Raw genomic sequence first — 20,216 nt, 5'->3', positions numbered from 1 at the left:
AGCCTCTCAGCTACACTGAAATCTATTCTTGCTGGGCAAGCAGCTCATTGTAAGCTTCTTCAACAGCTTTCCATTCAGCTTCATCTTCAATGTTGTAAAGAACCATTTCTTCATCTTCTTCTTCCATACGCAGAATGATGCCGTCCGCTTCAGGGTTTTCACGTTCCAGCAGCAGTGCGTACAATTTCTCGCCTACGTCGAACGTTTCCACCAGCACCATTTCTACATCTTCGCCCTGCTCGTTCGTCAAGGTCAGCACAAACTCCTCGTGCTCATGGTCGTGATCATGTCCGCAACCGCATGCTTCACCATGTTCATGGCCATGCTCATGTTTGTGATCGCTCATTGAAATACCTCACTTTAAATTGAATTATCCTACATTTGGTATCGTAACACGTATGATAAGTTCAGGTCAATTTGGAGGCCGCCCAAAATACTTAATCCAGCGCAGTGATTACCTTCTCCGACACAAGTACGTAATCAGAGCCCTTGGACGCCTTGATATAGAAGCCCACCCGGTATTTGCCGGCATCCTTGAAATCATAAGTGAACTCCGAAGTCGGGAACCAGAAATCCTCCTTCTTCGAACCGCCAAGCTCCTGGGACTGAATGTCCTTCACATTGCCGGAAGGATCGGTAATGGCGACCTTCACTGCAGCAATATCGTCGGTAAGACTGTCCACTTGGGTCAACACCTTGATTTTGAGCTTGCCCACATTTACATTGCCAAAAACCTTATCGCCATTAAACAGCACGATTTGCACATTTGGCTTAAGGATCGTTACTTTGCCCGAACCGTCCCAGCTGACGACACCTCCGGCTTCTCTAGCCGGTATATAGGCTTTTCCGTCAATCAAATAGCCTCCGTCGGCCATTTCCTTTCCATTGCTCCATACCCTAAGCTTTTGATTTACAGCGTCCGCGAACAATAATGATCCTCCCATCAGGGAAAATACAACCACGCACAGAGCAATTTTTTTCCATCTCATAATAGAGACCCTCCAAATAATTCATGCTGTTAATATATACTACTAAGATTGCCACAAGTTGCGCAGGATGAAGGCGAAAATTTCAATACAAAGCTTAAAATGATACTATATTTAAATTAAGGCCTCAGCACTGAATATTGGAGGAACGATACGATGTCCATAAATCTGCAAATGCTTGGTACAGGCGATGCTTTTGCCAAAAACTACTATAATAATAACGGGCTGCTTCTGAGCAGGGATTACACACTTCTGATCGACTGTGGAACGACAGCTCTGCTGGCAATGGAGAAGCTGGGCAGATCCTTCGCGGATGTAAACGCCGTCCTCATCACCCATATCCATGATGATCATGTCGGTGGTCTTCCTAAGCTTTCCAGGCTTATGAAAACTAAATTCGGCAGAAAGATGATCTTGCTGGTAGCCGATACATTAGCTGAACCGCTGTGGGAGAGTTTTCAAAAGAACAGCCCCGCACCAGCACAGAACCCAAGTTCTCTAAAAGACGCGTTTGAGGTCAGGCTGCTGAAACCTGGCTCTCCTTATAAGCTCTCCACCGAATTCACACTGGAGCTGCTCCGCACACCCCATATCCGCGGCAAAGACAGCTACTCTCTGCTGCTGGGCGGAGATATCTTTTATAGTGCCGATATGATCTTTCAACCTGAACTGCTCCTGAAGCTGGTCCGTAAGCAGGGGATCCGCCAAATCTTCCACGATTGCCAGCTTAAAGGTCCCGGCGATGTTCATACAACGCTTAGTGAATTATTGTCTCTGCCCGAAGACGTCCGTAAGGTGATCCGACTGATGCATTATAGCGATCATAAGCCTGAGTTCGAGGGAAAAACTGCTGAGATGACCTTTCTGGAGCAGCATGTAATCTATGCGATGTAATATCTGCTAAACTTTTTGGAAATACACGAAAAAAAAGGCCGGACAAGTACGCTTTAATAGCGTTTGTCCAGCCGTACTTAAAACTGCGGCAGCTGATCCAGATTATTGCTTGGATCACCGTCTGCATCACCGCGGATATACATCTCCCCGTCTCTTCCTTTGAACACGTTCACTCCCGCTATACTGCCGGCCTGAACCTCCTGAAGTGCCTGCTGGTAATCCAGCACCCGTCCTGAGGAAGTCTGAAACTTCATCAGGTCACCGTCACCATTTCTTTGGGCGGCTATAAACCGCTCGCGTTCATTGTTCATCACTTGGGATTCATTCCTTCACGCTTGGATTAGCCATACGGCTCACCCCTATCCTGCCCTCAGCACCGACAAAATATGTACCTGTGCCCGTTACAGCTTCTTCTGCATTCTTACATGTAAAATACCGGCATCATAAAACGGCTCCGTAGAGATAACCTCATAGCCCTGCTTACTGTAAAAGTCCTCTGCGTGGCACTGTGCATCGAGCACGGAGAACTCAAGACCCAGCTCCCGGGCCCGCTCCTCCAGTGCCATCAGCAGAACACGTCCGTATCCCTTGCTCCGGTAATCCTTATGCACAGCAATCCGCTGCATCTTGGCAGTTCCCGTTTTATAATAAATCAGGCGTCCGGTGGCTACCGGCAGGCCGTTATCGATAATCAGCATATGATGCGCCTGATCGCTGATCACATCGTATTCATCAATTTCTTCTTCCGCCGGTACCTTCTGCTCGTCAACAAATACCTTTTTGCGGATATCCAGTCCCATCTGAAGCAGTTCATCTGTAGTCACATGTACAATTTCCGCCGCCATGTTCTCCCTTTGTCCCCTCTCTATGTCTAAACAATAGTTGATCTATTATACTGAATTTTTGATTACCTGTATAGGGAAGTACATTTGCTCCTGCCACGGCGGGGGCAGCAGGGCTTATTCAGCCGAGTAGACTTCTGTGGAGATGGAACGGTCATAGACATCCTGCATTACGGGTGACAGCGGACCATATAAACTACTCTGCTTGCCGCCCATGTCCGTCATTTGGTGTATTTCCACAGCATCTGGAGCCTGATAAGCTGCCATACAACCGGTTAATCCCAGGAGCAGCGCCAGACAGAGAACGGTTACCGGTAACTTGAATTTGCGCATTTGCTTTTTCCTCCTATCATCATCTGCTGTTTCCAGCTTTGACGATTGCGGGGATTATTAAACAACCTTCCTCGGCAGAAGCTCTTTGGGAGGATCAAATGAGCACATAGTAGAAGAAAGAGCGCTTCTGGTTAAAATGAATAACCGGATTTCACTGAGAATGCGGTTATTCCTGATTGCCATATGCTGGAGGACAGGATTAATATTAATGTGCCGGGTATTTAATGATAATCAGCTTTATTGTCCCGCAACATCCAACTTATTCAGAGGTAACCCTATGAGAAAATCCCTTATTCTATTCACCCTCCTGTGTCTGACTGCCTCTTCTTCTCCCAAACAAGAGCCTTTGTTTCGCAGTGCATACGTAGGTATGAGCATTGCTGAGGTCAGGGATAGTGAGCAACTGCCGTTTGAAACTCTGGCCGATGGTGCAGTGAAGATTTTGCAGTACCCTTACCTGTCACCGGAATCTGACAGCGCATATGTTTATTATTTATTCCCGCAAAAGAGCAATTCCAGATTAAGCATAGCCGGCTATATCTATTATATAGAAGATGATAATGCCAGAACTTTGCTCGCTGACAAGCTGACACAACAATACTCCAATATTTATGGTGAAGGCACTTCTAGAAACGATGCCAATTTTCAAGGGTATTCCTGGAACTTGCCAGATAAAGCACTGATCATCTACAACGATTTGGGAGCGCAAGCTGTGGAACAATTTTATTATGATTACGAGTTCATTCAGCAGCAATACTGACGAGCAAAGTTAATTTTTTGTATTCAACTGTCATGAAGTGGGGTGGGTTCTTTTGTTAATACGAAAATACACTTTCTGGCTGTCTATCCTCAGCATTGCTCTTTGTTACAGCGACTACTTAGGAAGCGGCTTTGCAAATATCCTGCTGGTCCGGGGCAATCCGCTGGTTGATTCGCTTGTGCTCACTGAGCCCTTCAGCAGCTGGATGACCAGTGTACACAGCATCAAATGGTCCGGCAGCAGTGCGCTGATTGCGCTAAGGTTTCCCGCCTACCTCTTTCACTTTGCAACTTTTTTGGCTGCAGGGCTTATTCTCGATTGGATAAAATCTAAATATGTCTCGTCACACTCACTGTAAATTCAGGTCTGGTCTCATAGGCCATGTAAGCTACTTGACCCTTAAAATCCAGATAAGCCTGATAACGCGTCCGGATCGCAGCGCTCGTGATCATATTCAGCACGTTCTCTTTTGCGGTCCAGCAGCTCTCCGACGTCTCCTCAGAAACCGCTAATGTACCACCCACCGGTCTGCATACATAATCTAGCATCACTTTGGTAGGCACATCTGTTACACCATCATGCCATTTGTACATTCCTGTATTGGAATAGACGCCAATTAAATGGGAGACTTCCGTCTCGATTCCGCTCTCTTCCCGGATTTCCCTTACCAGCGCATCCAGCAGATTCTCCCCCGATTCCACCTGCCCGCCGGGAAACACCCAGCCTCCATGAAAGGTTTTGACTAAAAGAATCTCACCTTGCTCATTTTCAACAATTCCCCCGACCGCTACAATATGAACGGGCATTGCCATGACGGCACCTCCAAATCAATAATTAATTATTCATTAAGCCTTGCCTTATACAGCTAGTTAGACCTGCTCATCCTGCCTCATGAAATCTTTCACCTTGGCCATAAGCGAAGGGTAGATCATCGGGTACGTTACTTCTTCAGGTATTTCCGCAAAGCTCTTAATTTCCCCCATTTCATATTGCGGGAGTTGTCCGAACTTATGAACGGCTGCCAGATAGAGTTTGCCGAAGCTCTCGGGGACTCCTTCACTGACAACCGAGTAAATGCAAATTGGATATAAGGTGTATTCCTCCGCTCCAGTCTCCTCGAACAGCTCTCTGGCCGCAGCTTCATCCGGGGATTCATTCGGCTCAATATGTCCGCCGGCAAACTCCCATGTCGACCGTTCCCGATGCTTTGCCATTACCCACTGCTCACCCTGTCTCGCAACAATAACCACATACTTTAATACAGCTTCATCTACATCTGTCTCATGCATCGTTACTTTCACTGGCTGTTATCCCCTTTGTCAGAATAGCTGGAAGAACTTCCGGATAGCTGCTCCCACTTCTCCCGGGTCTTGTCTTCGCCTTTGTAATAATCCACCCGGTCTTCGGATTGATACAGCTCTTCGTACGGCAAAATATTGATTTTTCCGGAATCAGGATACTCCGCCACATCTAATCCGTTATTCGTCCGCAGATCCAAGTACTTGCATGGCGCCTCTGTATGATTAAACAGCTGATGTGCTCCTTCCGGACCTGTTTCAAAAAACACAACATCGCCTGTGCCCAGCTCCTCAATTCCTTTTGGCGTTCTGAGCATTGCCTTTCCTTCCATAATCACAAAGATCTCTTCCGCATTTCTATGAAAATGATAAGGGTAAGAATACTTTCCCGGATCGAGTGACCGGATATCAAAGATCAAATGTTTCGAACCGACCATATTCGCCAGCCTTTCACTGGTATGCCAGGCAAACTCCGGTACCGGAGACTGTTTTTGTGTAAAAGAAATATTGTGTTCATTAAAAATCGTCGCCATTTCCGCTCACTCCCTTTATTAATTCGTCCCACTTAAGATACCATGATATCCGTTTACTTTACCATAATTTTCAATTTCATTCACAATACCTAAAAACCACGATTAACCTTATCCCTGAAAAAAATATTGCGCTCACCTGACATCCTGTGGTATTATAAATTTCGTTGCAGGACGGTAGCTCAGCGGGAGAGCACTATCTTGACAGGGTAGGGGTCATGGGTTCGAACCCCATCCGTCCTATACGCAAAAAGCCTTGTATACCAAGGCTTTTTTTCTTTTCCTCCTCCTCATATCAAATCACAAATGGTATTGGTGCCGATATGGTACCCCGTACTAGACTAAAGTAAAAGCTGGTGCCATCTTCGGCACCAGCTTTTTTATCCTTCCAACAGGAAGAGTTCTTTAGATATTCTTATCATTTTTGCAAAACCCGTACCACATGAAATAGTCCAAAATTTAATATGTTTGACGTTTTCCGATGCCCAGTACTTCTTCAACTTCTGTGCCGTGAGAGCTGAAGGATAATCTGATGTTGATTTATTAATGGCCCTGTTCGATTCACCCATTGCTTATATCCTCCCTGCGGGAGAGGAAGGCTTTTACATCCTCTACCCCCTATATCAATCGTGCAGATCATGCTATAATCCCAAAAAATGAGGTGATACCGATGAAATTTATAATCGTTATTTTAATTCTCTTGTTTTTGTTTGGTTTCTTCAAAAAGAAGAAGTAATTTATTGAACCTTTGGGAGAGGAGGGATACTCCTACTCCCTGGTATCGTCGTACTATTCAACAGTCACTATGACTCTTGGCAAAAAAACTCATTTAGCTACCGAGCTGATTTGTTTAATGGTAAAATGGTGCAAAAATGAATTGGGGGTAACGAAGTGCGAATGTATGCCCTTCTTAAAGAACATGTTAATGATGTTAGAAAGCTTATGATTTACGATAATGAAAATGGAGTTTATGTTTTTTTGTATGATACACAAGAAGATAAGAGTGGATTTGCCGATTTATGGTTTGAAACGTTTGATGAAGCTTTTGACTACTGCATTGAAAAGTACAAAGTTATACAGGACCAATGGGTTGTTATAAAAGACCCAAAAGAGGGTCAACAACACGATATTATTAATTAAATAGCAATATACTTAGCGTTCATGGAACGGGTAACGTTAGTTCAACAAAACAACGACATTCATTGTGAGCTACCCTCGTTAGAAATTTCGGTACCTACGCCCCACCTTACTGCACAGTTTGCGTCTACTACGTCAATACTGTAACCATCCCCGAGATTCATTCCATGTTCTGCCGTCCAGTTCCCTGCCAGCTACCTGCTTGCCTTTAAATCGCCGGCTCGTTGCATCGTAGAGCTTGGGTCTCTTTCCACTCCCCTCACTGTTTGAAGAAGAAAGGGACGCCGGCAGCCTGACACTTGTCCCAAAGCTCCTGCACCCACCATGGATGCATAGGTTGGGCTTTATGGCCGCTTTCTCCGCCGACGATGAGCCAATCTATGCTGGTAGTTGACCCGGTTAACTGGCCGCCGTACTGATCATTTGACGTCTTACATATGCCATGATAGATTACTACCCCCAGCAACGGTACAGCTTAGGAACCGGAAGGTAGCCGCGTTTGCCCATTCATTACCCGTTTTGCCGCTCATATTGTTTATCTCCTTCGGTGATATAAAGTACATAATCCAAAATTATTTAATGCTAGCATTTGGAATACTGGGGGTGTATTAGCTTGTCTAATAATCAATTGGTGCCAGTTATTCTTGCGTTCCTCGCAGCTACTAGTTGTTGGATAGGGTTCCTGAACAAACGTAAGAAAAAGTAGGATTTATAAGGGGGGATGTTTAACCCTCCCTCAGTCCTCATCAACGTATTGTTCATCTTCAACCAAGATTCGAGCATCCTCCTACTTAGCTCCGTAGCTGCTGTAGACCAGGTCGCCGTCATAATTACTTGGCAGAAATACGTTGTCACAATAATTGCATTCCGGATGCATCGTTTCTCTCCCCTTTTAGGGGCTATGCCCACATATTGATTCTTCGAAAACTATTGCTACTTGATCGTGCCGCATGTATTTGAGTGCACCCGGAAAGTTCGTGTCCGGAAACATGCTGTATCCCGTACCGTCCACACTATCGCAGCCCATATTCCTTACAATCTGCAATCTGAAACAGGAACTAGAGACCTCTTCGGAATTGTGTACATATAATGAAGCCGGAATTGGCACTTCAATTAGGCGATTTAAGGACCTGATCGGTTAGTAGAATCAGGTAATGGTGATAATCACCGTCAACTCTCTGCTACAAAATACAGCGCTACCAAAAAACTTTTTAACGCTTCTCATTGCTAAAGTCATATTTTTTGAAATACCTATGAGTGCAAATGTTGTGGTACAATTCACATAGCAGATACACTGATTCTGGAGGATATATATGAAAAAAGTTGAAGCGATTATTCGCCCCGAGAAACTAAGAGAAGTCATCGATGCACTCCGTACGATTCAAGTCACGGGATTCACTGTTACCCAGGCCCAGGGGCGCGGCCAGCAAAAAAACACAACCGGAGTGTACAGAGGGAAATCGTATACCGTTAATTTGCACCATAAAATAAAGCTGGAAATCGTCGTCTCCGACCATAAAGTCGAAGAAACGATTAAGACCATTATTGCTACCGCCCAGACCGGAGAAATGGGAGACGGTAAAATTTTCGTGCTGCCCCTCCTTGAAATGTACAACATCCGAACCGGCGAAACCGATGATACGATCGACGAGTTAAAATAGCCCAATATGTCATAAAGTGCAAATGAGCAGACGTTTTTAACCGGATTCTATGTAAGCTAACATAACATTTGAAGTTGACATTCTCTACACTCTCCTTATATCATTACTATGTTGTAAAAGTGACAGGGAGGGTAACATCATGAACGCCGGAACGGATATGGCATTAAATACGGTTTGGGTAGTGCTTGCTGCTGCTATGGTTTTGTTTATGGAGGGCGGCTTTAGCCTGCTCGAAGCAGGTTTTGTGCGGACGAAGAACGCGGTGAATGTCACCATGAAGATTTTTGTAGATCTTACAGTCGGAGTTCTGGCATTTTTCCTGATTGGCTTTGGAATTATGTTCGGAAAAGATTTTGCCGGAATCATTAGCTTTAATTTTTGGGGAGCTTCCCAGTCTCTGCCTATAGATTTAAATCTCCCATTATCAGCTTACGTATTATTTCAGATCGGCTTCGCCATCGCAGCCATCTCGATTATCTCCGGCGCGGTAGCTGAGCGGATGTCCTTTAAAGCTTATATCCTCATCGCCTTTTTTGTGGCAGCGATATTATATCCGGTCTCCGGACACTGGGTCTGGAACCCGGACGGCTGGCTGGCTAGTCTCGGAATGAAGGATTTCGCCGGGTCAGCCGCTATACATGCCCTCGGGGGAGCTGCTGCGCTGGCCTTCGCCAAAGTTCTGGGCCCTCGCCGTGGAAGATTCAACACCGATGGCAGTGTGAACGTGTTTGCACCGAGTAATATTCCACTGGCATCAGCAGGTACTTTTATCCTCTGGTTTGGCTGGTTTGGCTTTAATGCCGGAAGCACCTTGAATGCTGCGGATCTTAACCTTTCCGTTATTGCCTTAAATACTATGCTGGCTGCTGCTGCAGGAGGGACTTCCGCTATGGTTTACACGATGTTCCGTTTTGGTAAAGCGGATCCGAGTATGACTATGAACGGTGCACTGGCCGGTCTCGTTGCGATTACAGCAGGCTGCGCGTTTGTAACTCCCTACTCGGCCATTCTTATTGGTCTGATTGCCGGTATCCTGGTGATTTGGGGAACGCTTGCCATCGATAAGCTGCAGGTGGATGACCCAGTCGGAGCGGTTGCGGTACACGGAATTAACGGAGCATTCGGTACGTTAGCTGTGGGGCTTTTTGATAAACAGGAAGGCTTATTCACCACAGGACAGTTTCACCAGCTGGGTGTTCAGCTGCTAGGTGTGGCCGTAGTCATGGTATGGGGATTTGTAATGAGCTACGCTGCGGCCAAGCTGATTCAGAAAACCGTTGGTCTGCGGGTCAATGCCTCTGAGGAAGAAGAAGGTTTGGACATGGCTATGCATGGTATCCCTGCATATAACGAGCTGGAACGGTTCAGCGATCAGCCTGGTCTGGATGAAGCTTTGCTCCTTAGAACCGGTTCAGAGGATTAGAAGACCGCAAGTACAATTAAGAAACCTCACTTTAGAAAATGGAGTACAGCCTGCCATTTCTAAAGCGAGGTTTCTTTTGTTATACGGGTGATAGTGTGCATATTGTTCAAGATAAGCGCTTAGTTGTATGGCTCAGGCTCCGTACCGACACTCCCTCTGTCTCCAATAAGCAGCGGATGGACGATGCAAATTCTACGGCGTGGGAAGAGTCGCCATGCAGGCAGATTGTCTCCGCGGCGATATGCATATTCTCTCCCCCAATGGAGCGCACCTTACCTTCTGTTACCATCTTCAGGACCTGCTGCAACGACTGTTGTTTATCCGTGATCAGTGCGCCCGCCTCGCTTCTGGGCGTTAATGATCCGTCACGCTGGTAAGTTCGGTCGGCGAATACCTCACTGGCACTGCGAAGCCCGGTATTCTTGGCCGCCCGGATCAGTTCGCTCCCAGCCAGGCCGACTAGAATAAGCTCCGGATCGATTCGGTACACGGCCTCTGCAATCGCCTCCGCCAGTCCTGCGGAAACAGCGGCCATATTATAAAGCGCGCCATGTGGCTTAACATGCTGAAGAACCGCACCTTCCGCCCGCACAAACCCCCATAGTGCACCCACCTGATAGACGGTTATTTCATAGGCTTCCCGGGGGGAGAGCTTTATCTCCCTGCGTCCGAAGCCGGTCAGATCCTGCAGGCCGGGGTGAGCGCCTACAGCCACGTGATGCTCTAGCGCCAGCTTAACGGTACGTGACATGGTCCCGGGATCACCGGCATGAAATCCGCAGGCGATATTGGCTGAGGTAATCAGTGGCAGGATCTCCTCATCACGTCCCAAGCGGTAAGCCCCGAAACTTTCGCCTAGATCGCAGTTTAAATCAACAGCCTTCATCAGCTTAACCTCCTGTATGTATTAACAATTAAAATAATCCGCTTTCTGCATCTAACCATTGTGGTAGTGTTCCAGGACTAAGCGCAGCCGGCGCAGTTCCAATTCCTGCTGCAGTAGCTGCTTCTGCGCTTCCTGCAGCGTGATCAGCCGGAACCGGACGGCGCTGCCGATCTTAGCTTGAGCCAGCAGCGGCAAATCGGCCGTAATCACCTGAGCCAGCTTCGGATAACCGCCGGTCGTCTGCCGGTCCGCCATCAGAATAATGGGATTGCCACCGGCTGGGACTTGAACCGTACCAAAGGTCACTGCCGACGAGATCAGGCTCTGCTCCCGTACCAGACTCAGACTGCTGCCAGACAGCCGATAGCCCATCCGGTCTGATTGAGGGAGGATCGTAAAGAGCTCTGAGAGAAACCGCTCGCGGCTCTCCTCACTGAATGCGAGGAATTCTTCCCCCGCGATGACTCGCAGTACAGGGGTTTCCGGATATGAAGGGATCAGGCTATAGGCTGGAAACCAGCGGCTCACAGACAAGCTCTCCGGTCCCTGTTCCCTGGTCAGCATCTCGGTCCAGAGGTTCCCCCTGAGAGTTGGAGTTCCTATAGGCAATACATCCCCAGAACGCAACGTTCTGCCCTGATGGCCGCCGATTCCGGCGCGCAGGTAGGTCGAGCGGCTGTTCAGCTGAACCGGAACCGCTATGCCTCCTGCAACCGCAAGGTAGGCGCGGCAGCCGTCGGACAGTCGACCGAAGTGCAGTCGGGCTCCCTTGGGTGCATAGACCGTCCGCCAGAGCGGCAGCGGGTACTCACCCAGCATCGGTGATAATCCCCCGCCGCAAATGGAAATCAAAGACGGCTCTGCGAAGGTGATTTCGGGTCCGGTTACCGTCATTTCCAGCCCCGCCTCCCGTTCATCATTGCCGACCAGCAGATTGGCCATGCGCAGGGCATAGCTGTCCATCGCACCTCCGGCAATAACGCCATACTGCTGATAACCGTACCTTCCGAGGTCTTGGACGGTAGTTAACAGGCCCGGCTTCATAATCAGCAGGCTCATGGCGTATCCTCCCCCCATTCTATGAACTCACGCCGGGTAATCGGATAGAACCTGACAATATCTCCTGCCTGAAGCAGTGTAGGCGGTACTGCCTCCGGTTTGAATAGGGAGATTGGTGTTCTGCCGATCAGCTGCCAGCCGCCCGGCGTTTCCAGCGGATAGACACCAGCCTGATCACCTGCAATGCCCACCGAGCCTGCAGGAATGGCCACTCTCGGCGATAATCTGCGTGGTGTGGAGATTGAAGAAGGCAGACCACCGAGGTAGGGGAACCCCGGGGCAAAGCCCAGCATATATACGAGATATTCGGCAGAGGAATGGATCCCGATCACTTCCTGCGGGGACAGGTCATTTTGCCGGGCTACAAACTCCAGATCCGGACCTGCTTCGCCGCCGTAATATACGGGAATTCTGACCGTTCTAGGCTGTAGAGGAAGCTCACTTTCTACAAGACTTAGTATCTTCTCAAGCAGTGCGGCTACAACCAGGAACGGATAACACTCCTCGCCTAGACGGATATATTCCTGATACGCTTTAAGGACTCCCAGTCCATCATAATAGACAGCTATCGAAGTAAATGAAGGCACCAGCTCCGTCATGCCTGTAAACGGATGGTGCTCCAGATAACGACATAGCGCCCTGACCCGGTTGTGAATTTGCGGACTAATGGAGTCTCCAAGAATTACAATAGCTGCCGAGTCGCCGAGCGGAACAATTCGGGCAGCCCCGTGATTGACGGGGGCTTGGGGCATAAACTCACTGTCGTCCGTTGTCTCAGCCATTCCAGTGCCCCCTTGTCATTCATAGTTATGCTTATTATACTGTATTTCCGCTTGCATTACGCGAGCCAGACGTTCAGTGAAGAATCAACAGAAGCTGTTCCCTGAAAGGCAGGATAGTCAGAAGTGTTTGTGGAATGAATGTAATATATAGAAAGGAATGGTTTGATAATGAATCAGTCACCGAAGCACATTGTAGTCGCAGCGGCTGTTGTACTTAACGAAGACAATGGAATTTTACTTCTCAACGGACCAAAAAGAGGCTGGGAAATTCCGGGGGGACGTGTTGAAGAAGGCGAATCTATAACTTCTGCCGTAATACGCGAAACAAAAGAAGAAACAGGTATTGATATCGAAATCATAAGATTTTGCGGTATCTTCCAAAATGTGAAGGAAGCCGTCATCAGCAATTTATTTTTGGCCCGAGGCATTGGTGGTGAATTTAGAACATCCAGTGAAAGTTTTGAACTAGGATATTTTAATATGGATGAGGCACTCAGTAAGGTAAATTGGAATAGCATCAGGGAGCAGATTGTGCATTGCGTGAATCAAAAGGATTCCTTTCTAGTTGAATTTAATCACTAAACGGGATCCCGAATGGCGCACTTCCTGGTAAACGGTAATCGCCGGTAATCTCGATCAAATTCCCGTCTGGATCTTCCAGCATGAAGCAGTAATAGGGACATAGGATATTGATAAAAAAGATTTCCGTCATTGTGCCTAGCTCAAGCGATCTCACCCGTTCATACTCTGCATTCAGATTCGTGACATTGAAATTTAATATCACATTGTTGCCGTATTTGGTGATATTTTCGCGTTTATATTTCAGGTATTCCTCGTTAAAATGTGCGGACACGTCGCTGTTATCCCGGATCAGTTCCTTATCGTACTCCGGGTTCCATAGCGCGAGCGTATTGCCGCAGGTGAATTGCGCCCATCGTTCAATATTCCGGGAATCCGCTTTTATATTCAGCAATGCCTCGTAGAATGCAATCGAACGCTTCATGTCTTTGACAATCAAGTAGGTACATCCAAGATGCATGTCAGATCATCCCCCTTCTTCTCAAAACAATGTGTAAATATTCACTTACACGATAGCAAACAAACGTTCTCGTATCAAGCCTTGATTTTATTGGTACGATATCTCAAACAAGTGTCAGCCTATACTCAAATTCGACCTCGTGCTGCACCGGGATCCCGTCATACCCGAGCAGCGGAATAGCTGGCTTCAGCTTTCTGGCTTCGGTTATCGCCTCCCGGTGCACGGCGACCATGTCAAATCCTCTTTTCTGATAAAAGCGGATCGCCCGCGTATTGTCATTGGAAGTTATCAGCAGTAATAAACCGCCGCCGCGACACTCCCGTCCGCAACCGCACAAAATCCGGGCAATCCGCCTAAATGATGTACCCGGCCTCTGGATACTATAAACGGGCCGCTTAATTGCAGCGCTGCTTCTCTTGTTTCCGCATCGATTGGTTTAACTAACGTTCCCTGCCCTTCCTTCCACCCCGTAAATTTAACTGCTGCTCTACAAGTAACCCGGATCCGCTCCGCCCGCAAGGCAAAATTCTTCATTCAGACAATTGATTTCTGAAGGGTTTTCATTTACAATAGGCTCATAAACGCGCGTTTACAATTAGAAACAGCTACTCCGTTCTTAAGCGGACGGCACAGTTTCAGCAAGAAATATAAGGATGATTATAACCTATACCTTATTAATCCTTATGTTTGGAAAAGGGGGCAATATGCGCAGCGAAGATATAGCCAAGCTCGCAGGGGTGTCCCGAAGCACGGTATCCCGCGTGATCAACAATTATTCCAACGTCCCTGAAGAGACTCGTGCCAAGGTACTGAAGGTCATTGAACAGCACCAGTACGAGCCCAACAGCTTTGCAAGGGCGCTGGCCGGCAAGAAGACCGATACGATCGGCCTTTTCGCCATCAGCATGAACGAGAAGGAGAATACGACCCGGATCTATCAGAACAATTACTTCGCGCCTTTCGTCGATGCCGTAGTCGACACGGCGAATGCCCGCGGCTGTTATGTGCTGATCCACACTGTATATTCCCCCGATGATTTCCTGAAGGTGAAGCAGGCCTTCCTGCAGAAACGGATTGACGGCGGCATTATCGTCGGCACCCAGAAGGATATTGATATCGTGCGGGAAATGGTGAGCATGGGCTCCCCGCTTGTGCTGATTGATTATGATATTTCGGAGATCATGTCGGAGCACCTGGACCGCAATCATCTGGCCATCGTCAACTCCAAGGATTATGAGGGTACGGTCGAAGCGATTGAGTATCTGATCAGCCTTGGCCATGAAGAAATCGGCATGATCTGCGGACGAATGAACACCTACTCCGGACGGGAACGGTACATGGCCTACGAGGATACGCTGAAACGACACGGGCTGGCTATGGATGAGCGGTTTATCCTGCAGGGTGACTTTCTGAAGGAAACGGCTTATGAAGAGGTTAAGAAGCTGCTGGCTACCGGCAGTCCGCTGCCTACCGCCTTCTTCTCTTCCAATGACGACATGGCTATCTCCGCAATGGAAGCGTTCACCGAACATGGAATCTCCGTACCGGAAGACATGTCCATTGCCGGATTCGATGATGTGCAGCTGGCTGCCCGCATCAATCCGAAGCTGACCTCCGTGCGGCTGCCGATTTACGAAATGTCCAAGGCTGCTGTAGAGAAAGTTATCGAGCTGTGTGATTCCCGGCAACCGACCTTCAGCACCATCAGTTTTCCGGCCCGGCTGGTCGAAAGAGATTCGTGCCAGCCGCCGAAGTCATCTAATCAATAAACCCGAGAAACTCCCTTTGCCCCGAGGGAATTTTTTCTCACCACCGTAAACGCGCGTTCACAATTGAAAGGAGACTTTCCTCTAATGAAATTCGGAACTTTTGACGACACTCGTAAAGAGTATGTAATTAACACTCCTAAAACACCTTACCCATGGATCAACTACCTCGGCAACGAGCAATTTTTCGGCCTTATCTCTAATACTGCCGGTGGTTACACCTTCTACCGCGATGCCCGCATGAGAAGACTTACCCGTTACCGGTATAACAATATTCCGCTGGATACAGGCGGACGCTACTATTATCTGTATGACGACGGTGATTTCTGGACCCCGGGCTGGATGCCGGTTAAACGTGATCTTGATTTCTACGAATGCCGCCACGGTCTGGGTTATACTTCCATTACCGGCGAACGCAATGGTATCTCTGTAAATCAGCTGGCTTTTGTACCGATGGGCCATAATGCTGAAGTACACCGCCTTGTTGTGAAGAACACGGGCTCCGCGAAAAAGACAGTGAAGCTGTTCTCTTTTGCTGAATTCTGTCTGTGGAATGCTAATGATGATATGACTAACTTCCAGCGTAACCTGAGCACTGGTGAAGTTGAAGTAAAGGATTCCGTTATCTATCACAAAACTGAATACCGTGAGCGCAGAAACCACTACGCTTTCTATTCAGTAAATAAAGAAATCGCCGGCTTTGATACCGACCGCGAATCCTTCGTGGGTATGTACAATGGTCTGGACGCTCCGCAGGCAGTAGCTGCCGGTGAAGCCACCAACTCCGTAGCTTCCGGCTGGTCGCCAATCGGCTCCCACGCTCTGGAAATCACGCTGGAACCAGGCGAAGAGCAAAGCTTCATCTTCGTACTCGGCTACATCGAGAACCCGGAAGATGAGAAATGGGAATCCCTGAATGTCATCAACAAAAAACCGGCTCTGGCTGTTATCGAACAGTTCGCTACAGATGCTCAAGTTGACGCGGCTCTGGCTGTCCTGGCTGCACACTGGGATAACCTGCTGTCCAAATACCAGATCCAGAGCGGCGACGACAAGCTGAACCGCATGGTTAACATCTGGAATCCATACCAATGTATGGTCACCTTCAACATGTCCCGTTCCGCTTCCTACTTCGAATCCGGGATTGGCCGCGGTATGGGCTTCCGCGATTCCAACCAGGACTTGCTCGGTTTCGTACACCAGATTCCTGAGCGTGCCAGAGAACGTATTCTCGATATCGCTGCTACCCAGTTCCCTGACGGCAGCGCGTATCACCAGTACCAGCCGCTCACCAAAAAAGGCAATAACGAAGTCGGTTCCGGCTTCAATGATGATCCGCTTTGGCTGATCTCGGGAACAGCTGCCTACATTAAGGAAACCGGAGATTATTCGATTCTCGATGAGCAGGTTCCGTTCGACAGCGACCCTAATAACACCGCTACTCTATTCGAGCACTTGAAACGTTCCTTCGAGCATGTAACGAACAACCTCGGACCACACGGCCTGCCGCTCATCGGACGCGCAGACTGGAATGACTGTCTGAACCTGAACTGCTTCTCCACCGAGCCGGGCGAATCGTTCCAGACAACTGAGAACATTGCAGGCGGCGTAGCGGAATCCGTATTCATCGCAGGTCTGTTCGTCTTCGTCGGACCGGACTATGCAGAAATCTGCCGCATGCGCGGACTGGATGACGTCGCTGCAGATGCGGTTGCGAAGATCGAGAACATGAGTGCCATCACGCTCTCCCACGGCTTCGACGGCGACTGGTTCCTGCGCGCTTATGACCACTACGGCGACAAGATCGGCAGCAAGGAAAATGAAGAAGGCCAAATCTTCATCGAGCCGCAGGGTATGTGCGTAATGGCAGGTATCGGTGTTGAAAATGGTGAAGCTGCAAGAGCACTAACTTCCGTTCAGGAACGTCTGGATACGGATTACGGTATCGTATTGCAGCAGCCTCCTTACTCCAAGTACTATCTGAACCTGGGTGAAATTTCTACGTACCCTCCGGGCTACAAAGAAAATGCCGGTATTTTCTGCCACAACAACCCATGGATCATGATTGCTGAAACCGTGCTCGGCCATGGTGACAGAGCGTTCGAAATCTATAAAAAAATCGCTCCGGCTTATCTGGAAGACATCAGTGAAGTACACCGTATGGAGCCTTACGTGTATTCGCAAATGATCGCTGGTAAAGATGCCGTACGTCATGGTGAAGCTAAGAACTCCTGGCTGACTGGTACAGCTGCTTGGAACTACGTAGCCATTACACAGTCCATTCTCGGTATCCAGGCTGATTTCGCCGGTCTGAAAGTAGATCCTTGTATCCCTGCTGAGTGGGACGGATTTGAAATCACCCGCGTATTCCGTGGAGACACTTACGTCATTTCTATCCAGAACCCGAACCATGTGTCCAAGGGTGTTGCCAGCCTGACACTTGACGGCGCAGCTGTTGAAGGTAACATCATTGCTCCAGTGGGTGATGGTGCTGTTCACCAAGTGGTTGTAGTCCTTGGTTAAGCAGCTCTACGGGCGTAACTAACGCCTTAGCTAATAATTCCGCAACAAACAACCCGGATATCCGCTGAGGCGGTACAACCGGGTTGTTTTGCTGTTGTGCTGCCTGACCCTGTAAGCCAAAGAAGCTGTAAATATAAGTTAATGTCAGTCAATGGTAACGAGACCACATTTGCCTTGCTTGCTCTGCATGAACCAGTAGTTCGGGCAGGCATTACTCCGTTATCCACACCTTCATCTCACCGCTGCCTCGGTTACCCCACAGATAATAGGGGATGGCCGTAACTTCTGCCGGCTGCTCAGCAGCCTTCGTTCTGCTGTATAGTCCGCCGTCCCAGCTCTGTTCATCTACACGATAGCCCGCTGTTTTGACCACTACAGCACCGCCAAGTAGCCCCTCAACAAAGGTTTCCGTGAACTCTCCGGATTTACTTAAGGCAATAGAGCTCAGCGGCTCGCCATTGTCTACGCCTTCAAGGCAATAAACCAGCGGACCGCGCTGAATGGCTGTCTTCCCGGCATCAGCCCGCAGGTTCGGATGGGCATAGACACGGTGCGCTTCCATCGGAAGGGTCAGCTCAATCACATCATCTTCCTTCCATTCTCTGCGGATAACTGCATAGCCCAGTTCCAGGCTCTCGGTGACTTTCACTGCGTCTCCATTCACCCTGATCTCTGCCCCATCACTCCAGGATGGGATACGCAGCGCGATGCCGAAATTCCCGGGTTGTTCCGGATTCACCTTCATCGAAACCTTACCCTCCCACGGGAAACAGCTCTCCAGGGTGATAGCCACTTCGGTCCCGCCAAGCGTGAAGTTCGATTCGCTGCCGATATACAGGTTCGTATAGAGGGTGTCACCATGTACTGTGTAGATATACTGATTCAGAGAAGTCAGGAGTCGCGCTACATTAGGCGGACAGCAGGCACAGCCGAACCAGCCCTGGCGTTCCGGTTTCACATGATGTTTGCCGGGATTGCAGCTGCAGGCCTGCGGCCATACCTCCAGCGGGTTTACGTAGAAATAATGTTTGCCGTCCTGGGCCATGGAGCCGAGCACATTGTTGTAGAGCGCCCGCTCCATCACGTCTGCATACCGGGCCTCGGGAGCAAGTCTCAGCATCCGCTGGGCAAAAAAGATCAATCCGATAGAAGCACAGGTCTCTGCATAGATCGTATCGTTAGGCAGATCGTAATCAAAGGTGAATGCCTCACCATGATGCGTAGAGCCGATGCCTCCTGAGATATACATTTGCTTCTCCGTCATATTATTCCACAACTGCACACAAGCGTCGCGCAGCGCCCCGTCTCCGTTAAGCAGCGCCAGATCCGCCATTGCTGTATACATATAGACGGCACGGACGGAATGTCCTACAGCTGCACTCTGCTCACGGACTGGAAGATGCGCCTGAAGATAGGCAAGATCGATCTGGTCAGTTTTACCGCTCCAGTGGGTGATTCGCCCCCGGCTTTCCCACTCCTGGCGCAGAAAGTTCGGCTCCTGTCCGCGCCGATCGATGAAGAAGCTGCTAAGCTTCAGATACTTCTCATCCCCCGTAAGCCGGTGCAGCTTCACGAGTGCTAGTTCAATTTCCTGGTGCCCGTCATATCCCTTGAGTTTCCCCTCTTCCGGGCCAAAGACAGTATCAATGTGATCAACTACCCTGCGCATGATATTCAGCAGCTTATCTTTGCCGGTAGCTTCATAATACGCCACTGCAGCCTCGATGAAATGACCGGCACAATACAGCTCATGGCAGTCCTGAAGGTTGGTCCAGCGTTTCCCCGGTTCCTTAACCGTAAAATAAGTATTCAGATAACCGTCCTCCTGCTGCGCCTCGCCAATCAGATCGATGACCTCATCCGCCTGGCGCTCCAGCTCAGGATCCGGCTTCAGCTTAAGGGAGTATCCGACTGCCTCCAGCCATTTGGCCACGTCGCTGTCCTGGAACACCCAGCCTTTAAATTCTCCGGCCCTTCTCCCGGCGGCAATTTCAAAATTGGCGATCGCATGGCTTGGTTCAGCTTCCGGCACACGGTCATGCAGCGCCTCATATTGATACGGGATCACGACATCCTGTACCAGCCGGATATAGCATCCCCAGAACTCATCTTTGATTGTTATATTCCCCGGCTGCGTCAGCCTCATCTCAGTAATTTTGTTCATTTCCCTCTTCCCTTCATAAATTATTCACCCTCGCTAATTGCCATTATAGAGGGTAAAATGAATAAAAAACAGGATCAGAAGCAACCCTGTTTTTGTACTATTTCACACTATAGAACATACGATTCTGAAAGGA

25 protein-coding genes and 1 tRNA gene are annotated in these 20,216 nt (G+C 48.8%); 10 read left to right on the top strand and 16 right to left on the bottom strand.

All coding sequences use genetic code 11. From position 1 onward, the window contains the following. Positions 1-22: 22 nt before the first annotated feature. Positions 23-346: a DUF1292 domain-containing protein gene (locus tag QU597_RS11930; protein ID WP_019911532.1), complete on the bottom strand. Its 324-nt coding sequence runs from the start codon at positions 344-346 to the stop codon at positions 23-25. A 91-nt stretch (positions 347-437) separates the two neighbouring features. Continuing rightward, positions 438-989 carry a hypothetical protein gene (locus tag QU597_RS11925; protein WP_054940195.1) on the bottom strand — a complete coding sequence of 184 codons (552 nt, stop codon included), beginning with the start codon at positions 987-989 and terminating at the stop codon, positions 438-440. A gap of 153 nt (positions 990-1,142) precedes the next feature. On the opposite strand from QU597_RS11925, the gene QU597_RS11920 reads away from it, so the two are divergent. Next, positions 1,143-1,880, top strand: coding sequence for an MBL fold metallo-hydrolase (locus tag QU597_RS11920; protein ID WP_310832832.1), 738 nt, complete (start codon positions 1,143-1,145; stop codon positions 1,878-1,880). Positions 1,881-1,957: 77 nt separating this feature from the next. Here QU597_RS11920 and QU597_RS11915 read toward each other — a convergent pair whose 3' ends face one another. The 3 genes from QU597_RS11915 to QU597_RS11905 all read right to left on the bottom strand — a co-directional run bounded on the left by QU597_RS11915 (position 1,958) and on the right by QU597_RS11905 (position 3,055). After that, positions 1,958-2,194, bottom strand: coding sequence for a DUF3892 domain-containing protein (locus QU597_RS11915; protein WP_236329060.1), 237 nt, complete (start codon positions 2,192-2,194; stop codon positions 1,958-1,960). 87 nt (positions 2,195-2,281) lie between these two features. Continuing rightward, entirely contained in the window at positions 2,282-2,725 is a 444-nt protein-coding gene (locus tag QU597_RS11910) for a GNAT family N-acetyltransferase (protein ID WP_310832831.1), read from the bottom strand. A 114-nt stretch (positions 2,726-2,839) separates the two neighbouring features. Then, positions 2,840-3,055, bottom strand: a complete 216-nt coding sequence (locus tag QU597_RS11905) for a hypothetical protein (RefSeq protein ID WP_310832830.1) — start codon at positions 3,053-3,055, stop codon at positions 2,840-2,842. Between the two features lie 277 nt (positions 3,056-3,332). Here QU597_RS11905 and QU597_RS11900 point away from each other — a divergent pair, with 277 nt between their 5' ends. Beyond that, positions 3,333-3,815, top strand: coding sequence for a hypothetical protein (locus tag QU597_RS11900; protein ID WP_310832829.1), 483 nt, complete (start codon positions 3,333-3,335; stop codon positions 3,813-3,815). Between the two features lie 52 nt (positions 3,816-3,867). Continuing rightward, the gene (locus tag QU597_RS11895) at positions 3,868-4,173 is read left to right on the top strand and encodes a hypothetical protein (protein ID WP_310832828.1); all 306 of its coding nucleotides are present in this window, start codon (positions 3,868-3,870) and stop codon (positions 4,171-4,173) included. Here QU597_RS11895 and QU597_RS11890 read toward each other — a convergent pair. From QU597_RS11890 to QU597_RS11880, 3 genes are read right to left on the bottom strand one after another with little or no spacing between them, the layout of a single operon-like run. Then, complete coding sequence (locus tag QU597_RS11890) at positions 4,145-4,627, bottom strand: NUDIX hydrolase (RefSeq protein ID WP_310832827.1); 483 nt, start codon at positions 4,625-4,627, stop codon at positions 4,145-4,147. The two genes, QU597_RS11895 and QU597_RS11890, sit on opposite strands and share 29 nt — an antisense overlap. 57 nt (positions 4,628-4,684) lie before the next feature. Continuing rightward, positions 4,685-5,116 carry an NUDIX hydrolase gene (locus QU597_RS11885; protein ID WP_310832826.1) on the bottom strand — a complete coding sequence of 144 codons (432 nt, stop codon included), beginning with the start codon at positions 5,114-5,116 and terminating at the stop codon, positions 4,685-4,687. Beyond that, positions 5,113-5,646 carry a cupin domain-containing protein gene (locus QU597_RS11880; protein WP_310832825.1) on the bottom strand — a complete coding sequence of 178 codons (534 nt, stop codon included), beginning with the start codon at positions 5,644-5,646 and terminating at the stop codon, positions 5,113-5,115. Before QU597_RS11880 ends, QU597_RS11885 begins: the two co-directional genes overlap by 4 nt. Before the next feature lie 168 nt (positions 5,647-5,814). Here QU597_RS11880 and QU597_RS11875 point away from each other — a divergent pair. Next, positions 5,815-5,886 (top strand) — tRNA-Val (locus tag QU597_RS11875). 137 nt (positions 5,887-6,023) lie between these two features. Here QU597_RS11875 and QU597_RS11870 read toward each other — a convergent pair. Beyond that, entirely contained in the window at positions 6,024-6,212 is a 189-nt protein-coding gene (locus QU597_RS11870; protein ID WP_310832824.1) for a hypothetical protein, read from the bottom strand. A 328-nt stretch (positions 6,213-6,540) separates the two neighbouring features. On the opposite strand from QU597_RS11870, the gene QU597_RS11865 reads away from it, so the two are divergent. Then, positions 6,541-6,783: a hypothetical protein gene (locus QU597_RS11865; protein WP_310833289.1), complete on the top strand. Its 243-nt coding sequence runs from the start codon at positions 6,541-6,543 to the stop codon at positions 6,781-6,783. A 256-nt stretch (positions 6,784-7,039) separates the two neighbouring features. Here QU597_RS11865 and QU597_RS28770 read toward each other — a convergent pair whose 3' ends face one another. Then, the gene (locus QU597_RS28770) at positions 7,040-7,246 is read right to left on the bottom strand and encodes a DUF5131 family protein (protein WP_369698843.1); all 207 of its coding nucleotides are present in this window, start codon (positions 7,244-7,246) and stop codon (positions 7,040-7,042) included. 847 nt (positions 7,247-8,093) lie between these two features. Here QU597_RS28770 and QU597_RS11860 point away from each other — a divergent pair. After that, on the top strand, positions 8,094-8,441 hold the full coding sequence (locus QU597_RS11860; protein WP_054940182.1) for a P-II family nitrogen regulator: 348 nt from the start codon (positions 8,094-8,096) through the stop codon (positions 8,439-8,441). A 139-nt stretch (positions 8,442-8,580) separates the two neighbouring features. After that, entirely contained in the window at positions 8,581-9,864 is a 1,284-nt protein-coding gene (locus QU597_RS11855) for an ammonium transporter (protein ID WP_310832823.1), read from the top strand. Between the two features lie 106 nt (positions 9,865-9,970). On the opposite strand, the gene QU597_RS11850 is transcribed toward QU597_RS11855, so the two are convergent. Genes QU597_RS11850 through pxpB form a run of 3 tightly spaced genes read right to left on the bottom strand, consistent with a single transcriptional unit; the run spans position 9,971 to position 12,591 of the window. Next, on the bottom strand, positions 9,971-10,750 hold the full coding sequence (locus tag QU597_RS11850; RefSeq protein ID WP_310832822.1) for a LamB/YcsF family protein: 780 nt from the start codon (positions 10,748-10,750) through the stop codon (positions 9,971-9,973). A 51-nt stretch (positions 10,751-10,801) separates the two neighbouring features. Further along, entirely contained in the window at positions 10,802-11,809 is a 1,008-nt protein-coding gene (locus tag QU597_RS11845) for a 5-oxoprolinase subunit C family protein (protein WP_310832821.1), read from the bottom strand. Further along, entirely contained in the window at positions 11,806-12,591 is a 786-nt protein-coding gene (pxpB, locus tag QU597_RS11840; RefSeq protein WP_310832820.1) for a 5-oxoprolinase subunit PxpB, read from the bottom strand. Before pxpB ends, QU597_RS11845 begins: the two co-directional genes overlap by 4 nt. Positions 12,592-12,759: 168 nt before the next feature. Between pxpB and QU597_RS11835 the strand changes: the two genes are divergently transcribed. Further along, positions 12,760-13,173 (top strand): NUDIX hydrolase, encoded by a 414-nt coding sequence (locus QU597_RS11835; protein ID WP_310832819.1) that lies wholly within the window; start codon positions 12,760-12,762, stop codon positions 13,171-13,173. Here QU597_RS11835 and QU597_RS11830 read toward each other — a convergent pair. Further along, a complete protein-coding gene (locus QU597_RS11830) occupies positions 13,163-13,630 on the bottom strand; it encodes a VOC family protein (protein WP_310832818.1) in 468 nt (155 codons plus the stop codon). The genes QU597_RS11835 and QU597_RS11830 overlap by 11 nt on opposite strands. Positions 13,631-13,733: 103 nt before the next feature. Beyond that, on the bottom strand, positions 13,734-13,862 hold the full coding sequence (locus QU597_RS11825) for a hypothetical protein (protein ID WP_310832817.1): 129 nt from the start codon (positions 13,860-13,862) through the stop codon (positions 13,734-13,736). Positions 13,863-14,334: 472 nt separating this feature from the next. Between QU597_RS11825 and QU597_RS11820 the strand changes: the two genes are divergently transcribed. Both QU597_RS11820 and QU597_RS11815 read left to right on the top strand, forming a co-directional pair. Next, positions 14,335-15,399: a LacI family DNA-binding transcriptional regulator gene (locus QU597_RS11820; protein WP_310832816.1), complete on the top strand. Its 1,065-nt coding sequence runs from the start codon at positions 14,335-14,337 to the stop codon at positions 15,397-15,399. Positions 15,400-15,483: 84 nt separating this feature from the next. Then, positions 15,484-17,919, top strand: a complete 2,436-nt coding sequence (locus QU597_RS11815) for a glycoside hydrolase family 94 protein (RefSeq protein WP_310832815.1) — start codon at positions 15,484-15,486, stop codon at positions 17,917-17,919. A gap of 211 nt (positions 17,920-18,130) precedes the next feature. On the opposite strand, the gene QU597_RS11810 is transcribed toward QU597_RS11815, so the two are convergent. Continuing rightward, on the bottom strand, positions 18,131-20,083 hold the full coding sequence (locus QU597_RS11810; RefSeq protein WP_310832814.1) for a glycoside hydrolase family 127 protein: 1,953 nt from the start codon (positions 20,081-20,083) through the stop codon (positions 18,131-18,133). Positions 20,084-20,216 lie beyond the last annotated feature (133 nt).

The organism is Paenibacillus pedocola (assembly GCF_031599675.1).
Taxonomy (GTDB): domain Bacteria; phylum Bacillota; class Bacilli; order Paenibacillales; family Paenibacillaceae; genus Paenibacillus_AQ; species Paenibacillus_AQ pedocola.
Note: the sequence above shows the minus strand (reverse complement) of the source record. Positions and strands in the feature narration are given on the sequence as shown.

Excerpts from the sequence above, each read along its gene's own strand:
- QU597_RS11930 (WP_019911532.1), bottom strand. The coding sequence starts at position 346 with ATGAGCGATCACAAACATGAGCATGGCCATGAACATGGTGAAGCATGC.
- QU597_RS11925 (WP_054940195.1), bottom strand. The coding sequence starts at position 989 with ATGAGATGGAAAAAAATTGCTCTGTGCGTGGTTGTATTTTCCCTGATG.
- QU597_RS11920 (WP_310832832.1), top strand. The coding sequence starts at position 1,143 with ATGTCCATAAATCTGCAAATGCTTGGTACAGGCGATGCTTTTGCCAAA.
- QU597_RS11910 (WP_310832831.1), bottom strand. The coding sequence starts at position 2,725 with ATGGCGGCGGAAATTGTACATGTGACTACAGATGAACTGCTTCAGATG.
- QU597_RS11905 (WP_310832830.1), bottom strand. The coding sequence starts at position 3,055 with ATGCGCAAATTCAAGTTACCGGTAACCGTTCTCTGTCTGGCGCTGCTC.
- QU597_RS11900 (WP_310832829.1), top strand. The coding sequence starts at position 3,333 with ATGAGAAAATCCCTTATTCTATTCACCCTCCTGTGTCTGACTGCCTCT.
- QU597_RS11890 (WP_310832827.1), bottom strand. The coding sequence starts at position 4,627 with ATGGCAATGCCCGTTCATATTGTAGCGGTCGGGGGAATTGTTGAAAAT.
- QU597_RS11880 (WP_310832825.1), bottom strand. The coding sequence starts at position 5,646 with ATGGCGACGATTTTTAATGAACACAATATTTCTTTTACACAAAAACAG.
- QU597_RS11870 (WP_310832824.1), bottom strand. The coding sequence starts at position 6,212 with ATGGGTGAATCGAACAGGGCCATTAATAAATCAACATCAGATTATCCT.
- QU597_RS11865 (WP_310833289.1), top strand. The coding sequence starts at position 6,541 with ATGTATGCCCTTCTTAAAGAACATGTTAATGATGTTAGAAAGCTTATG.
- QU597_RS11860 (WP_054940182.1), top strand. The coding sequence starts at position 8,094 with ATGAAAAAAGTTGAAGCGATTATTCGCCCCGAGAAACTAAGAGAAGTC.
- QU597_RS11855 (WP_310832823.1), top strand. The coding sequence starts at position 8,581 with ATGAACGCCGGAACGGATATGGCATTAAATACGGTTTGGGTAGTGCTT.
- QU597_RS11850 (WP_310832822.1), bottom strand. The coding sequence starts at position 10,750 with ATGAAGGCTGTTGATTTAAACTGCGATCTAGGCGAAAGTTTCGGGGCT.
- QU597_RS11845 (WP_310832821.1), bottom strand. The coding sequence starts at position 11,809 with ATGAGCCTGCTGATTATGAAGCCGGGCCTGTTAACTACCGTCCAAGAC.
- pxpB (WP_310832820.1), bottom strand. The coding sequence starts at position 12,591 with ATGGCTGAGACAACGGACGACAGTGAGTTTATGCCCCAAGCCCCCGTC.
- QU597_RS11835 (WP_310832819.1), top strand. The coding sequence starts at position 12,760 with ATGAATCAGTCACCGAAGCACATTGTAGTCGCAGCGGCTGTTGTACTT.
- QU597_RS11830 (WP_310832818.1), bottom strand. The coding sequence starts at position 13,630 with ATGCATCTTGGATGTACCTACTTGATTGTCAAAGACATGAAGCGTTCG.
- QU597_RS11825 (WP_310832817.1), bottom strand. The coding sequence starts at position 13,862 with ATGGTCGCCGTGCACCGGGAGGCGATAACCGAAGCCAGAAAGCTGAAG.
- QU597_RS11820 (WP_310832816.1), top strand. The coding sequence starts at position 14,335 with ATGCGCAGCGAAGATATAGCCAAGCTCGCAGGGGTGTCCCGAAGCACG.
- QU597_RS11815 (WP_310832815.1), top strand. The coding sequence starts at position 15,484 with ATGAAATTCGGAACTTTTGACGACACTCGTAAAGAGTATGTAATTAAC.
- QU597_RS11810 (WP_310832814.1), bottom strand. The coding sequence starts at position 20,083 with ATGAACAAAATTACTGAGATGAGGCTGACGCAGCCGGGGAATATAACA.